This is a genomic window from Cellulomonas telluris (genome assembly GCF_004886325.1).
GTDB classification, from domain to species: domain Bacteria; phylum Actinomycetota; class Actinomycetes; order Actinomycetales; family Cellulomonadaceae; genus Cellulomonas; species Cellulomonas telluris.
Genome location: NZ_QXFN01000004.1, coordinates 143,956 through 158,094 on the forward strand (window position 1 = coordinate 143,956; position 14,139 = coordinate 158,094).

General features: G+C 74.9%; 13 protein-coding genes. 7 read left to right on the top strand and 6 right to left on the bottom strand.

The window, feature by feature from the left end; genetic code table 11:
• Positions 1-20 precede the first annotated feature (20 nt).
• Positions 21-806 carry a cytochrome bc1 complex diheme cytochrome c subunit gene (gene qcrC, locus FB586_RS12950; protein WP_136519760.1) on the bottom strand — a complete coding sequence of 262 codons (786 nt, stop codon included), beginning with the start codon at positions 804-806 and terminating at the stop codon, positions 21-23.
• Between the two features lie 69 nt (positions 807-875).
• Positions 876-1,514, bottom strand: coding sequence for an aa3-type cytochrome oxidase subunit III (ctaE, locus tag FB586_RS12955; RefSeq protein WP_136519761.1), 639 nt, complete (start codon positions 1,512-1,514; stop codon positions 876-878).
• Positions 1,515-1,735: 221 nt separating this feature from the next.
• Between ctaE and FB586_RS12960 the strand changes: the two genes are divergently transcribed.
• Both FB586_RS12960 and trpD read left to right on the top strand, forming a co-directional pair.
• Positions 1,736-2,158 carry a response regulator gene (locus tag FB586_RS12960; RefSeq protein ID WP_136519762.1) on the top strand — a complete coding sequence of 141 codons (423 nt, stop codon included), beginning with the start codon at positions 1,736-1,738 and terminating at the stop codon, positions 2,156-2,158.
• On the top strand, positions 2,155-3,204 hold the full coding sequence (gene trpD, locus FB586_RS12965; protein ID WP_136519763.1) for an anthranilate phosphoribosyltransferase: 1,050 nt from the start codon (positions 2,155-2,157) through the stop codon (positions 3,202-3,204). The genes FB586_RS12960 and trpD overlap by 4 nt, the downstream gene beginning before the upstream one ends.
• A gap of 4 nt (positions 3,205-3,208) precedes the next feature.
• On the opposite strand, the gene FB586_RS12970 is transcribed toward trpD, so the two are convergent.
• Together FB586_RS12970 and FB586_RS12975 are read right to left on the bottom strand one after the other, a co-directional pair.
• A complete protein-coding gene (locus FB586_RS12970; RefSeq protein WP_136519764.1) occupies positions 3,209-3,490 on the bottom strand; it encodes an Lrp/AsnC family transcriptional regulator in 282 nt (93 codons plus the stop codon).
• A gap of 8 nt (positions 3,491-3,498) precedes the next feature.
• Positions 3,499-5,385 carry a DEDD exonuclease domain-containing protein gene (locus FB586_RS12975; protein ID WP_136519765.1) on the bottom strand — a complete coding sequence of 629 codons (1,887 nt, stop codon included), beginning with the start codon at positions 5,383-5,385 and terminating at the stop codon, positions 3,499-3,501.
• A gap of 64 nt (positions 5,386-5,449) precedes the next feature.
• Here FB586_RS12975 and FB586_RS12980 point away from each other — a divergent pair, with 64 nt between their 5' ends.
• Entirely contained in the window at positions 5,450-6,778 is a 1,329-nt protein-coding gene (locus tag FB586_RS12980) for an NYN domain-containing protein (protein WP_136519766.1), read from the top strand.
• A gap of 67 nt (positions 6,779-6,845) precedes the next feature.
• Here the strand turns inward: FB586_RS12980 and FB586_RS12985 are convergent, their stop codons facing one another.
• Positions 6,846-8,654 carry an AMP-dependent synthetase/ligase gene (locus FB586_RS12985; protein ID WP_136519767.1) on the bottom strand — a complete coding sequence of 603 codons (1,809 nt, stop codon included), beginning with the start codon at positions 8,652-8,654 and terminating at the stop codon, positions 6,846-6,848.
• 217 nt (positions 8,655-8,871) lie between these two features.
• On the opposite strand from FB586_RS12985, the gene FB586_RS12990 reads away from it, so the two are divergent.
• Entirely contained in the window at positions 8,872-9,819 is a 948-nt protein-coding gene (locus FB586_RS12990; protein ID WP_136519768.1) for an ROK family glucokinase, read from the top strand.
• A gap of 24 nt (positions 9,820-9,843) precedes the next feature.
• Here FB586_RS12990 and FB586_RS12995 read toward each other — a convergent pair whose 3' ends face one another.
• A complete protein-coding gene (locus FB586_RS12995; RefSeq protein WP_168800559.1) occupies positions 9,844-10,470 on the bottom strand; it encodes a hypothetical protein in 627 nt (208 codons plus the stop codon).
• A gap of 120 nt (positions 10,471-10,590) precedes the next feature.
• Between FB586_RS12995 and FB586_RS13005 the strand changes: the two genes are divergently transcribed.
• The 3 genes from FB586_RS13005 (at position 10,591) to FB586_RS13015 (ending at position 14,139) form a co-directional block, all read left to right on the top strand.
• Positions 10,591-11,385 (top strand): lysophospholipid acyltransferase family protein, encoded by a 795-nt coding sequence (locus FB586_RS13005; RefSeq protein WP_246036750.1) that lies wholly within the window; start codon positions 10,591-10,593, stop codon positions 11,383-11,385.
• Positions 11,386-11,569: 184 nt separating this feature from the next.
• Entirely contained in the window at positions 11,570-12,790 is a 1,221-nt protein-coding gene (locus FB586_RS13010; protein WP_136519771.1) for a pyrophosphate--fructose-6-phosphate 1-phosphotransferase, read from the top strand.
• Positions 12,787-14,139: a class II 3-deoxy-7-phosphoheptulonate synthase gene (locus tag FB586_RS13015; RefSeq protein WP_136519772.1), complete on the top strand. Its 1,353-nt coding sequence runs from the start codon at positions 12,787-12,789 to the stop codon at positions 14,137-14,139. The genes FB586_RS13010 and FB586_RS13015 overlap by 4 nt, the downstream gene beginning before the upstream one ends.

Genomic DNA, 14,139 nt, shown 5'->3' on the forward strand with positions numbered 1-14,139 from the left:
GCCGTGACCGTGGGGGGTGCTCACGAGGACCGTGCTCCAATCCAGACTGCTGCGCCGATGAGGAGGCCCATGCCGACGACCCAGGCCCACAGGCCCTCGCTGACCGGCCCGAGGCTGCCCAGGTCGATGCCGCCCGGGGAGCCGTCGCCCTGCAGCTCGAGGAACGCGATGATGTCGCGCTTCTCGTCCGGCGTGAGCGTCGCGTCGTTGAAGACGGGCATCGACTGCGGCCCGGTCACCATGGCCTCGTACACGTGCGTCGGGCTGGTCGACCACAGGTTGGGCGCGTACTTGCCCTGCGTGAGCGCACCGCCGGCGCCGACGGCGTTGTGGCACATGGCGCAGTTCGTGCGGAACAGCGACTGGCCGCTGGCCGGGTCGCCGAGGGCGGGGTCGACCTGCTCGGCCGTGGGGACCGACGGGCCGGGGCCCAGCGACGCCACGTAGGCGGCGAGGGCGGCGATCTGCTCCTCGTCGAACTGGACCGGCTTGGCCTGGACCTGCGGCCCGTTCATCTGCGCGGGCATGCGGCCGGTGCCGACCTGGAAGTCGACCGAGGCGGCACCGACGCCCACGAGGGACGGGTACTCGTCCGTGCCGGTCGCGTCCGGCCCGTGGCAGGTCGCGCAGTTGGCCTGGAACAGCTTCTCACCGAGCTCGACCTGGTCGGCCGTCGCCGTCGGGGCGGCGGCGTCGGCGGAGGTCGGCGCCAGCACGGCGTACAGGGCGCCGGTGAGCAGCAGCGCCAGCAGGAGGAGCACCACCGGCGCGCGCCGGTCGTGCCTGCGGGCTGCGAGTGCCTTCACGGATCGGTCCTCGTCTCGCTGTCGGGGGATGTGCGGGGTGGGGCAGTGGCGGCGACGACGCCGCCGTCGTCATCGGACCAGGTAGATGACCGCGAACAGCGCGATCCAGACCACGTCGACGAAGTGCCAGTAGTAGGAGGTGACGATCGCGGTCGTCTCCTCGTGCTGCGTGAACCGCTTCGCGGTGAACGAGCGGCCGAGCAGGAACAGGAAGGCGAGCAGGCCGCCGACGACGTGCAGGCCGTGGAAGCCGGTCGTCATGTAGAAGACGGAGCCGTAGGGCGACGACGAGATCGTCAGGCCCTCGTGGACCAGCTCGGCGTACTCGTAGACCTGGCCGCCGATGAAGATCGCGCCCATGACGTAGGTGAGCGTGATCCACTCGTTCATGCCCCAGCGCCAGAACTGGAGCAGCGAGCCGCTGCGGACGGGCTGGAGCCGCTCGGCGGCCCACACGCCCATCTGGCACGTCACCGACGACAGCACCAGGACCGTCGTGTTCGCCAGCGCGAAGGGCAGGTTCAGCTTCTCCGTCTGGAGCGCGAACTCCTCGGGCACCGCCTGCCGGATCGTGAAGTACATGGCGAAGAGGCCGGCGAAGAACATGAGCTCGCTGGCCAGCCACACGATCGTGCCGACCGACACCGGGTTCGGGCGGTTCACGGTCACATGGGGCGCGGGGCGCGAGGCAGCCGTTGCGGTCGACACGTCGCCATTATGGCTGACGCCGCGCGTGCGTGGGTCGTAGGGCCCGGGTGCGGCGGGTGGGTATATGTCACACCGTCACCTCGTCCGGGTCCGCGGCCGCCGGCGACGTCCTGCGGGTACCTCGACCGCCGCGCCGCACGCTACCGCGACCCTCCCCGTCCGCGGGGGTCCTCGTGCCAAGATCCTCCCGAGCACGTCGACGAGGAGTGAGGGGCCGGGCCATGAGCACCGCAGGGTCGGAGAACGCCGCGCGCGCGCCGCGCATCCTGCTGTACAGCGACGACGTGGAGGCCCGGGCGCAGGTGCGCCTGGCCGTCGGGCGCCGGCTCGGCCGCGGCGAGCCGGACCTCGAGTGGGTCGAGGTCGCCACCGCCGCCGCGGCCGTCGCCGCTGCCGAGGCGGGGTCGCTGGACCTGCTCGTGCTCGACGGGGAGGCGGACAAGGTCGGCGGCATGGGCCTGTGCCGGCAGCTCAAGGACGAGGTCTACGACTGCCCGCCCGTGCTCGTGCTCACCGGACGCCCCCAGGACGCGTGGCTCGCGTCCTGGTCGCATGCCGACGCGGTCGTGAGCCGCCCGCTGGACCCGGTCGTCCTGCACGACGCCGTCGCGCGGCTCGTGCGCGAGCGCGCCGTCGCTCGATGAGCGCCGCGACGACCTGGCCCGACCTGCTCACCTCGCTGGTGCGGGGGCAGGACCTCGACGCCGCCGCGACGGCGTGGGCGATGGACCGCATCATGAGCGGCGAGGCGTCCCCGTCGCAGGTCGCCGGCTTCCTCGTCGCCCTGCGGGCGAAGGGGGAGACGGCCGAGGAGCTGGACGGGCTCGTCGCGACGATGCTCGCGCACGCGCGCCGCTTCGAGGTGCCGGGCCGGTCGGTCGACGTGGTCGGGACGGGCGGCGACCGCCTCCACACGGTGAACATCTCGACGATGGCGTCGCTCGTCGTCGCCGGCGCCGGCCTCACGGTGGTCAAGCACGGGAACCGCGCGGCGTCCTCGTCGACGGGCACCGCCGACGTGCTCGAGGAGCTCGGCATCCGGCTCGACCTGCCGCCCGAGCGTGTCGCCGCGCTCGCCGCGGAGGTGGGCATCACGTTCTGCTTCGCCGGCGCCTTCCACCCGTCGATGCGCCACGCCGGCGTGCCTCGGCGCGACCTCGGCATCCCCACGGCCTTCAACTTCCTCGGCCCGCTCACCAACCCCGCGCAGCCCACGGCGAGCGCCATCGGCGTGGGGGACGCGGCCATGGCGCCGCTCATGGCCGGTGTGCTCGCACGGCGGCGCCGGGACGCCCTCGTCTTCCGCGGCGAGTCGGACGGCCTGGACGAGGTCGCGTCGACGGGGCCCACGCGGTTCTGGGAGGTCCGCGACGGTGCCGTGCGCGAGGAGCTCGTCGACTGGGAGGCGGCCGGCGTCGCACCCGTGACGGTGGCGCAGCTGCGCGGCGGGGACGCGCGGGCCAACGCGGAGGTGGTCCGGGCGCTCGTGGCCGGCGCGCCCGGGCCCGTGCGCGAGACGGTCCTGCTGAACGCCGCGGCGGCCCTCGTCGCCGACGGGACGCTGCCCGGCACCGCCGAGGGCTCGCTCGTGGAGCGGCTCCTCTCGGCGCGGGCGATCGCGGAGCGCGCGGTGGACGACGGTCGCGCCGCCGACGTCCTCGAGCGGTGGCGGGCGGCCGCCGCCGGCTGAGGGCTCAGTCCTCGAGGCCGAGGGCGAACGCCTGCTCGAGGTCGTGCCGCGAGTACGCGCGGAACGCGATGTACGTCTCGGTGCGCAGCACGCCCGGCACCTTGCTGACGTGGTCCGCGATGACGTCCGCGAGCCGCTCGTGCTCGCGCACCCGCACGAGCGCGATGAGGTCGACCCCGCCGGTGACGGAGTAGACCTCGCTGACCCCCTCGATCTCGGCGATCTGGGCGGCCGCCTCCGGGATCCGGTCGGCGTCGCAGTCGATGTGCACGATGGCGGTGAGCATGGCAGCCATCATGCCGTGCGGCGTCCGTCGCGCACGGGCGGGACGGCGCCGTCGCGCGCCCCACCCGTGGCGGGCGTCGCGGCGGGGGAGACCTCGTCGAGCAGGGGCGGCCGCGGGGTCACGAGGTCGACGGCGACCGCCGCCACGGCGTCACGCACCGATTGGGCGGACCGCGCCGGCGACGCCCACGTGCCGTCGACCTCGACGAGGCGCACCCCCGGCTGCTCGAGCCACGCGAGGACGAGGTCGGTCTCCTCGGGGTGGGCCGCCGTGGCCGGCGCGGTCGGCGCCGGCACGTGCTCGCCCGTCGTGCGCAGGGTGTCGACGACGGGACGGGGGTCGGTGCGGCGGTCGACCCGCGCGGTGCCGGCCAGCCGTCCGTGCCGGACCAGGACGAGCTCCCAGCCGCCGTCGTCCGTGCGCCGTGCGGCGACCAGCTCGGCGCACTCCGCCAGGGGACGGTGCCGCTGGGCGCGTGCGGCGCCGCGGGTGAACGCGAGCAGGCGGTCCCGCACGGTCGCGGCCTCCTCGAAGCGCTCCTGCGTCACCAGCGTGCGGATCCGGGCCGCGTGGGCCGCCACGACGGCGGCCGGGTCGCCGGTCATCGCGGCCCGCACCTCCTCGGCGACGAGGCCGTACGCCGTGTGGTCCTGGCGTCCGGTGCAGGGCGCCCCGCAGCGACCGAGCTCGGCGAGGACGCACGCGTGCGCACCGGCCGCGGGGACGAGCGGGAGGCGGCCCGTGCACCGGCGGACGGCGAACGTCTCCTGCAGCGCCTCGACGGCCTGCTGCGCCGTCGCCTGGGAGGCGAAGGGACCGATGTGGGCCGTGCCGCTGCGGACGTCCCGCACGACGGACAGGCGAGGGTACGGCTCGTCGGTGAGCCGGACCCACGGCATCCGCTCCGGCGCGCGGGAACGGCGGTTGTAGCGGGGCGCGTGCTCGGCGATGAGCCGCAGCTCGCGCACGCGCGCCTCGAGGGGCGTGGCGCACACCACGGGGTCGACCCGCACGGCCAGCCGGACCATCTCGGTCATGCGGGCGCGCTTCTCGCCCGACGTGAAGTAGGTCCGCACGCGGCGGCGCAGGGAGGTCGTCGACGTCCCGACGTACAGCACCTCGTCGCGCGGTCCGCGGAAGAGGTACACCCCGGGCGCGTCCGGCAGGGCGTCCGCCAGCGACCGGCGGCGCCGCACGTCCGAGGGCACCGGGTCCGCCGCCCCCGCGAGGTCCTCGAGGTAGGTGACGCCCAGCGGCGCGAGGCGGCCGAGCAGCGCGTGCAGCACGTCGACCGTCGCGCGTGCGTCGGACAGGGCCCGGTGGTTCGGGGTGACGTCGGCGTGGAACAGCGCGGCGAGCGTCGACAGCTTGTGGTTCGGGGCCTCGTCGCGCAGGACCACCCGGCGCGCGAGCCGCACCGTGTCGACGACCTGGAAGCCGGGCCACGCCCGCTCGCACCGCGCTGCCGCCGCCCGCAGGAAGCCGACGTCGAAGGGGGCGTTGTGCGCGACGAGCACGGCGCCGCGGGCGAACTCCAGGAAGCTCGGCAGGGCCTCCTCGATGCGGGGTGCGCCGACGAGCATCGACGTCGTGATCCCGGTGAGGACCTGGATGAAGGGGGGCACCGGCCCGCCGGGGTCGACGAGGGTCTGGAACTCGCCGAGCACCTCGCCACCGCGGACCTTCACGGCGCCGATCTCCGTGATCGCGTCCTCCCCGGCGCGCCCGCCGGTCGTCTCGAGGTCCACGACGACGAACGTCACGTCCGACAGCGGCGTGCCGAGCTCGTCGAGGCCCGGCTGGACTGCGACACCCGGGACCGGGTGCCCCGGAGGGGGCGGCGCCGCCCCCGGGTCCTCGGCCCACACGGGACGCAGACGGCGCACGCTCGACATGGCGGGGACGGTACCCAGGGGGTCCGACACGGCAGGCCCGCCGCGCCGACCCTAGGCTGGTCCGATGCTCCCCGCCGATGACGCGTCCGGCGGGTCACCTGCCGCACGGGCGCGGTCCCGCCCCGCACCCGCGACGTCGGGCGCGGCCGGCGAGGACGGCGACGTCCCGGCCCCCTTGCGCGGTCTGCTCGTGCGCGTCGCCGCCGACGTCCTGGGGCGGACCGAACCGGTCGAGGTGCCTCCCGCGCTGCAGTCCGTCCGGCGGTTCGCACCCCGCCGCCGAGCGACCGCGGGCGCCGTGCCGCTGTGGACCGCGCTGTGCGAGGACGCCGCCTTCCGGGCGCGCGTGGCCCGCGTCTGGTCGGCGGAGGAGCCGGAGGAGGCGAGCGAGGAGGACGAGGAGCGGGTGGGCCTCGGGTCCGCGGCCGCGGCGTGGCTGCAGGGCCGCCCGTGGCGGCACCTGGTCCCCGTCGCGGGCGAGGACGGCTCCGGCGCCGGTGACGACGCGGCGGCCGGCGGCGAGGGGCTGCGGCGCGAGGTGGAGCAGCTGAGGACCGCACTCGGTCTCGCCCGGGAGGCCGAGCGGTCGGCGCGCGAGGAGCTCGTCGCGCTGCGCCGCGAGCTGCGGCGCCTGCGCTCGGACGCCGACCGGGCCCGCAGCGACGCGCGCCGGCTGGCCGAGGAGGCGGCCGCGGACGTCGCCCGGGCGGAGCAGGAGCGGCGGGCGGCCGAGGCCGAGGCCGCCCGCGCGCAGGAGGCGCAGCGTGCCGCCGCCGCCGAGCGCGCCGTGGCCCGCGACGAGGTGCGGACCGGGCGTGCCCTCGCCGACGCGCGCACCCGGCTGCTGCTCGACACGCTCGTCGACGCGGCGGCGGGCCTGCGCGCCGAGCTGGCGCTGCCGCCCGTCGACCGCACGCCGGCCGACCTCGTGGCGTCGGCACCCACCGCGCCGGCGGTGCGTCCGACCTCCCGCGGGCGCGCGGTGGACGACCCGGCGCTGCTCGACGACCTGCTCCGGATGCCGCGTGCGCACCTGCTGGTCGACGGCTACAACGTGAGCAAGACCGGCTGGCCGGCGCTCCCGCTCGCGGACCAGCGGCGCGTCCTCGTCGACGCGCTGGCGCGGCTCGCCGCGCGGACGGGGGCGGAGGTCACGTGCTGCTTCGACGGGGCGGAGGGGCACACCGCCCCGCCGCTCCAGCGGGGGGTGCGCGTCCTGTTCTCGTCCGGGGAGATCGCGGACGACCTGCTGCGCCGGCTCGTGACCGCCGAACCGGCGGGCCGCGTGCTCGTCGTCGTCACCAGCGACCGCGAGGTCGCCCGCGACGTCGAGGCGGCCGGGGCCTGGGTGCTGCCCTCCGCGGTCCTGGTCGACCGGGTGCGCCGGGGCTGACGCCTCCACGCGGCGGCGCCCCCCGCCCGGGCGGGGCGGGGGGCGCCGCGTGGAGGCGTGGGCGGGGTCAGTGCTCGCCCGCTCCCTCGTAGAGCGCCTCGACGTCGGCCGCGAAGTCCTTCAGGACCTCCGCGCGGCGCACGCTCAGCTTGGGCGTGAGGTAGCCGTCGGCGATCGTCAGGTCGCGGTCGAGGATCCGGTACTTGCGGATCGACTCCGCGCGCGAGACGGCGCGGTTCGTCCGCTCCACGGCCTTGTCCAGCGAGGCGAGGACGTCGGGGTCCTCGGCCGCCTCGGCGAGCGACATCGGCGGCTTGCCGTGGGCGGCGAGCCAGCCGGGGACGCCCTCGGGGTCGAGCGTGAGGAGCGCACCGATGAAGGGCCGCTGGTCGCCGACGACGACGACCTGGCTCACGAGCGGGTGCGCGCGCAGGCGGTCCTCGAGCACGGCGGGCGCGACGTTCTTGCCGCCCGCGGTGACGATGATCTCCTTCTTGCGGCCCGTGATCCGCAGGCAGCCGTCCTCGTCCAGCGTGCCGAGGTCGCCCGTGCGGAACCAGCCGTCGTGCATGGCCTCCGCGGTCGCCGCCGCGTTGTTGTGGTAGCCACGGAACAGCTGGATGCCCTTGATCTCGATCTCGCCGTCCGGCGCGATCCGCAGCGACGTCCCCGGCAGGGGCGGGCCGACGGTGCCGATCTTCGTCATGCTCGGCAGGTTCACGGTCGCGGGTGCCGTGGTCTCGGTCAGCCCGTAGCCCTCGAGCACCTTGAGGCCGACGCCCCGGTAGAAGTGGCCCAGCCGCTCACCGAGGGGCGCGCCGCCCGAGATCGCCCACTCGACCTGGCCGCCGAGCACCTTGCGCAGCTTCGACAGCACGAGGACGTCGGCGACCTTGTGCTGCAGACGCAGCCAGGGGCTCGGGCCGGACGGCGTGTCCAGGGCCCGCGAGTAGACGATGGCGGTCTTGGCGGCGCGCTGGAAGATCGCGCCCTTGCCGCCGGCCGCCGCCTTCTGCTCGGCCGAGTTGTAGACCTTCTCGAACACGCGCGGCACGGACAGGATGAACGTGGGCCGGAACGTGCCGATGCCCTCGACGAGCGTCTTCGTGTCCGGCCAGTGGCCGAGCACGGCACCGGCCGGGATCGTCAGCACGTGCACGAAGCGCGCGAACACGTGCGCGAGCGGCATGAACAGGAAGGTGCGCGCCCCCGGCGTCTGCACGACCTCGCCGAGCTTCTCGACGGCGTTCGTCGTCAGCTGCGAGAAGTTGCCGTGCGTCAGCTCGACGCCCTTGGGCCGGCCCGTCGTGCCCGAGGTGTAGATGATCGTCGCGACGTCGTCCCGCGCGGCGAGCCCCCGCCGCCGCGCGATCTCCTCGTCGGCCACGTCGACGCCGGCCGCCACCAGCGCCTCGACCGCACCCTCGTCGATCACGAGGACCTCGCGCAGCGACGGCGTGCGCTCACGGACCTCCGCCGCGACGGCGGCGTGCGCGGGCGTCTCGACGACGAGCAGGCTGACGTCCGCGTCGGTGAGGATCCACTCGACCTGCTCGGCCGAGGACGTCTCGTACAGGGGCACCGGCACGGCGCCGGCGGCCCAGGCCGCCCAGTCCAGCAGCGACCACTCGTAGCGGGTGCGGGACATGATGCCGACGCGGTCGCCCGGCTCGACGCCGCGCGCGACGAGTCCCTTCGCGACCGCGACGATGTGCGCGTCGTACTCGCGCGCCGTGACCGGCTCCCAGGCGCCCGACGCGGTGTGGCGCTCGATGAGCGTCCGGTCCGGCGTGGCGCGGACCCGCGCGGCGAGCAGGTCGTTGAGGTTGTCCGCGGCGTCGGTCTCGACGAGCAGGGGCGTGTGGACCTCGTCCATGCTGACTCCAGTGGCAGGGGGCGACGGGTGCGACGAGCATATGGGACCTGCGGCCCTGGACCGCAGCACCCGACCGGGTCGCGTCGCCCGTCCGCCGGAGGGCCTCGCCGCCCCCGTCCCGACGGGCGCGTGCACGCGCTGCCACCACGGACCGCTAGCGTGGTCCGGGCGCGCGCGGAGGTCGCGGGTGCGGACGACGGCAGGAGCGGACCAGGACATGCACGCGATCGGTGTCGACATCGGCGGGACGAAGATCGCGGCCGGGGTCGTGGACGACGACGGCGTCATCGTCGCCCAGACGCGGCGCGACACGGACCCCGACGACGTCGCGAGCATCGACGCGGCGATCGCCGACGTGTACCGCGAGCTCTCGGGCTCCTACGAGGTGCACGAGATGGGTCTCGCCGCGGCCGGGTTCGTCGCCTCCGACCGCTCGGGCGTGCTGTTCGCCCCCAACATCGCGTGGCGGGACTACCCGCTGCGCGACAAGGTGGGCGAGCTCATCGGGGACCCGTCCCTGCGGATCGTCGTCGAGAACGACGCGAACGCGGCCGGCTGGGCCGAGTTCCGCTACGGCGTGGCGCGCGACGTGCAGGACATGGTCATGCTCACGCTCGGCACGGGGCTGGGCGGCGCGATCGTCACGCATGGCCGCCTGGTGCGCGGCGCCTGGGGCGTCGCGGCCGAGATCGGGCACATGCGGGTCGTCCCGGGCGGGCACTACTGCGGCTGCGGCCACGAGGGCTGCTGGGAGCAGTACGTGTCGGGCACGGCGCTGGTCCGCGACGCGCAGGCCGCCGCGATCACGCAGCCCGAGCGCGCGGTGCGCCTGATCGAGCTGGCCGGTGGCCGGCCGGAGAAGATCACCGGCCCGCTCGTCACGCAGTGCGCGCAGGAGGGCGACCCGCTCGCGGTCGACCTGCTCGCCGACGTCGCGCGCTGGGTGGGGGAGGGCGCGGCCACCGTGGCGGCGCTGCTCGACCCGGAGATCTTCGTGCTCGGCGGAGGCGTGAGCGCCGCCGGCGACCTGCTGCTCGCGCCCGCGCGCAACGCGTTCGCCGAGCAGCTGTCGGCACGGGGCTACCGCCCGGAGGCGTCGATCCTCATCGCCTCGATGGGCAACGACGCCGGGATGGTCGGCGCGGCGGACCTCGCGCGGGTCTGACCCGCAGCCCGTCGGACCACGGCGTCAGACCACGGCACCCGGGTCGTCGTCGGAGGGGTCCCGGCGGTGCGGCATGCGCCACACCAGGACGCCGACGGCCACGACGAACAGGCCGACCGCCGCGCGCATGAGCAGCGACGGCGCGTCCCGCCACAGCACCACGGCGACGAGGAGGAACAGCGGCACCCCGGCGGCGGCGGCCCACGCCATCGTGAGGAGGGGGTCGCCCCCGAGCACCGGGCCCGGGTCCGGCGGGACGAAGTGCTCCGCCTCGTCCACCACGTCCTCGGCCGCGTCGTACTGCTCCGTGCCGTCCCAGTCGCGGCCGCTCAGGCGCGGGGCGTCGGGCGTGCCGGACGGGGCGGCGGTCGCGTCGGGCGCGGGCGGGTCCTCCGCGACGGGCCGCACCACGCGGCCGGTCGCGCCCGTGCCGCCCTCGTCACCGGCGCGGTCGACGTCCTGCAGACGCGCCACGATCGACGCCCAGACGGCGTCGTCGTCCGGGGGGACCGGCTGGGCCCCGCCGGGTGCGGCGGGCACGTCGTGCCCCCCGTCGCCGGCGCCCCCGGCGGGCGCACGGTCGCCGCGCGCGGCCCCGTCGGCGGGGGACGTGTCGTCGGCACCGGCAGCGTCGTCGGGGCGTGCGGCCATGGGAGCACTCTAGAGTCGGACCCGACGTGCCGGCCCCCGCGGGTCGGCGGCAGGTCGGCACGGCGCCCGTGACCACGGGCCCACGCGGCGTCGGCGCGGGCGTCGGGACGAGGAGACACGTTGTTCTACTGGTTGATGAAGCGGGTGTTCGTCGGGCCGCTGCTGCGCCTGGTGTACCGCCCCTGGGTGCGCGGCGCCGAGCACGTGCCCGCCGACGGGCCCGCCATCCTCGCGAGCAACCACCTCGCCGTCATCGACTCGTTCTTCCTCCCGCTCGTCCTGGAGCGCGAGATCGTGTTCATCGGCAAGCAGGAGTACTTCACCGGGCGCGGGCTCAAGGGCCGCCTGACGGCCGGGTTCATGCGCGGGGTCGGGACCATCCCCGTGGACCGCGGCGGCGGCAAGGCGAGCGAGGCGGCCCTGCGGACCGGCCTGAAGCGGCTGCGCGACGGCGGCCTGTTCGGGATCTACCCCGAGGGCACCCGCAGCCCCGACGGCCGCCTGTACCGCGGCAAGACCGGCATCGCCCGGCTCGCGCTCGAGTCCGGCGCGCCCGTCGTGCCCGTGGCGATGGTCGGCACGGACGTCGCGCAGCCGCTGGGGCAGAAGATCCCCAAGGTCATGCGGATCGGCGTCGTCATCGGCGAGCCGCTCGACTTCAGCCGCTACCGCGGCATGGAGAACGACCGGTTCATCCTGCGGTCGGTCACCGACGAGATCATGTACGCGATCATGAGCCTGTCCGGGCAGGAGTACGTCGACGTGTACGCGGCGACGCAGAAGGCCCGCATCGCGACCGGCAAGCCCGACGCCGTCGACGCGGCGCGCCTGCCCGACGCCCCCGGCGGACGCCCCCGTCCCGATGTCCAGGTTCCGGGCCCGCCCGAGGAGGGCGGCGCGACGTCAGTAGGATGACGCCGGTCCCGGCCGCGTGCCGGGGTCGCGCGCACCTCGCCGGTGCGTCCACCGTGCAGCACGTCCCCCCGCCGCCGCGCCCGGACCTCGGTCCCGCGCCCCGGCCGGACCGGGAGGCACGCTGGGCGAGGCCCGCCGACGCGGGTGCCGCAGTTCCGTGCTCGTCCTACGAGAGGTGCCTCCCATGTCGGTCCGTCGCGTCGCCCTCCTGACCGCCGGCGGTTTCGCTCCCTGCCTGTCCTCCGCCGTCGGGGGGCTCATCGAGCGCTATACGGAGATCGCCCCCGAGGTCGAGATCATCGCCTACCAGCACGGCTACCACGGCCTCCTGCTCGGCGAGAAGGTCGTCGTGACGCCCGAGGTCCGCGCGAAGGCCGGCGTGCTGCACCGCTTCGGCGGCTCGCCCATCGGCAACTCCCGCGTGAAGCTCACCAACGCGGCCGACTGCGTCAAGCGCGGCCTCGTGCAGGAGGGCGAGGACCCGCTGCGGGTCGCGGCCGAGCAGCTCAAGGCGGACGGCGTCGACGTGCTGCACACGATCGGCGGCGACGACACGAACACCACGGCGGCCGACCTGGCGGCGTACCTGCACGAGAACGGCTACGAGCTCACGGTCGTCGGCCTGCCCAAGACGATCGACAACGACGTCGTGCCGATCCGCCAGTCGCTCGGCGCGTGGACCGCGGCCGAGGAGGCCGCCGGCTTCGCGGCCAACATCATCGGCGAGCACCGCTCGGGGCCGCGCATGCTCATCGTCCACGAGGTCATGGGCCGGCACTGCGGGTGGCTCACCGCCGCCGCGGCCGCCGAGTACCGCAAGTGGCTCGACCAGCAGGAGTGGGTCCCCGGCATCGGCCTGACGCGCGAGCGCTGGGACGTGCACGCCGTCTTCCTGCCCGAGCTCGCGCTCGACATCGACGCCGAGGCCGACCGCCTGCGCACGATCATGGACGAGCAGGGCAACGTCAACATCTTCCTGTCGGAGGGTGCGGGCATGCACGAGATCGTCGAGCAGCTGGAGTCGGCCGGCGAGACCGTGCAGCGGGACCCGTTCGGCCACGTGAAGCTGGACACCATCAACCCGGGCCAGTGGTTCGCGAAGCAGTTCGCCGCCAAGCTCGGCGCCGAGAAGGTCATGGTGCAGAAGTCCGGCTACTACTCGCGCGCGGCCGCCCCGAACGCCGAGGACCTGCGCCTCATCAAGTCGATGACCGACCTGGCCGTCGAGTGCGCGCTGCGCGCCGAGTCGGGCGTCATCGGTCACGACGAGGAGCAGGGCGACCGGCTGCGGGCCATCGAGTTCCCGCGGATCGCGGGGGGCAAGGCGTTCGACGTCTCCCAGCCCTGGTTCGGCGCGCTGCTCGAGGACATCGGCCAGCCCCTCGTCCCGGCGAGCCACTCATGAGCGTCGAGCCGGACCCGCGCGTCGTCGAGGGTCTCGACGCCTGGGAGGGGCTGACGGCGCTCCAGCAGCCGCGCTGGCCGGACCAGGCCGAGCTGCGGCGCGTCCGCGACCGGCTCGCGACGCTGCCCCCGCTCGTGTTCGCCGGCGAGGCGGACGCGCTGCGGGCGCAGCTTGCGGCCGCCGGCCGCGGGGAGGCGTTCGTCCTGCAGGGCGGTGACTGCGCGGAGACGTTCGCGGACTCCACGGCGGACAACATCCGCAACAAGATCAAGACGATCCTGCAGATGGCGGTCGTGCTCACGTACGGCGCGAGCCTGCCCGTGGTGAAGATGGGCCGGATGGCGGGGCAGTACGCCAAGCCCCGGTCCTCCGACGACGAGACGCGCGGCGACGTGACGCTGCCGGCGTTCCGCGGCGACATCATCAACGGGTACGACTTCACGCCCGAGGCCCGCACGCCGGACCCGCAGCGGCTGCTCGAGGCGTACCACACGTCGGCCTCGACGCTGAACCTCATCCGGGCGTTCACGACGGGTGGCTTCGCGTCGCTGCTGCGCGTGCACGAGTGGAACCGGGGCTTCACGACGAACCCGGCGTACGCCCGCTACGAGGAGATCGCGGCGGAGATCGACCGCGCCATCCGGTTCATGGCCGCCTGCGGAGCGGACTTCGACGCGCTGCGCACGGTCGACTTCTTCGCGTGCCACGAGGGCCTGCTCCTCGACTACGAGCGGCCGCTGACCCGCGTCGACTCGCGCACCGGCCTGCCGTACGACTGCTCGGCCCACTTCCTGTGGATCGGGGAGCGGACCCGGCAGCTCGACGGGGCGCACGTCGACTACTTCGCGCGGGTGCAGAACCCCATCGGCGTGAAGCTCGGCCCGACGAGCACCGGCGACGACGCGATCGCGCTCATGGACCGCCTCAACCCGACCGGTGAGCCGGGGCGGCTGACGTTCGTCACGCGCATGGGCGCCGGGAAGGTCCGGGAGCTGCTGCCGGCCCTCGTGGAGAAGGTGACGGCCGACGGCCGTCCCGTCACGTGGGTGTGCGACCCGATGCACGGGAACGGCATCACGTCCGCGACCGGCTACAAGACGCGCCGCTTCAGCGACGTCATGGACGAGGTGGCCGGCTTCTTCGAGGTGCACCGGGCTCTCGGGACGGTGCCCGGCGGGCTGCACGTCGAGCTCACGGGCGACGACGTCACCGAGGTGCTCGGCGGCTCGGAGGAGATCGACGACGCGGGGCTCGCGCGCCGCTACGAGACGCTGGTCGACCCACGCCTGAACCACCAGCAGTCGCTGGAGATGGCGTTCCAGGTCGTGGAGCTGCTCCGCAGGGCCTGA

Excerpts from the sequence above, each read along its gene's own strand:
- FB586_RS12990 (WP_136519768.1), top strand. The coding sequence starts at position 8,872 with ATGCACGCGATCGGTGTCGACATCGGCGGGACGAAGATCGCGGCCGGG.
- FB586_RS13010 (WP_136519771.1), top strand. The coding sequence starts at position 11,570 with ATGTCGGTCCGTCGCGTCGCCCTCCTGACCGCCGGCGGTTTCGCTCCC.
- FB586_RS12995 (WP_168800559.1), bottom strand. The coding sequence starts at position 10,470 with ATGGCCGCACGCCCCGACGACGCTGCCGGTGCCGACGACACGTCCCCC.
- FB586_RS12975 (WP_136519765.1), bottom strand. The coding sequence starts at position 5,385 with ATGTCGAGCGTGCGCCGTCTGCGTCCCGTGTGGGCCGAGGACCCGGGG.
- FB586_RS12970 (WP_136519764.1), bottom strand. The coding sequence starts at position 3,490 with ATGCTCACCGCCATCGTGCACATCGACTGCGACGCCGACCGGATCCCG.
- trpD (WP_136519763.1), top strand. The coding sequence starts at position 2,155 with ATGAGCGCCGCGACGACCTGGCCCGACCTGCTCACCTCGCTGGTGCGG.
- FB586_RS12985 (WP_136519767.1), bottom strand. The coding sequence starts at position 8,654 with ATGGACGAGGTCCACACGCCCCTGCTCGTCGAGACCGACGCCGCGGAC.
- FB586_RS13015 (WP_136519772.1), top strand. The coding sequence starts at position 12,787 with ATGAGCGTCGAGCCGGACCCGCGCGTCGTCGAGGGTCTCGACGCCTGG.
- FB586_RS12960 (WP_136519762.1), top strand. The coding sequence starts at position 1,736 with ATGAGCACCGCAGGGTCGGAGAACGCCGCGCGCGCGCCGCGCATCCTG.
- FB586_RS12980 (WP_136519766.1), top strand. The coding sequence starts at position 5,450 with ATGCTCCCCGCCGATGACGCGTCCGGCGGGTCACCTGCCGCACGGGCG.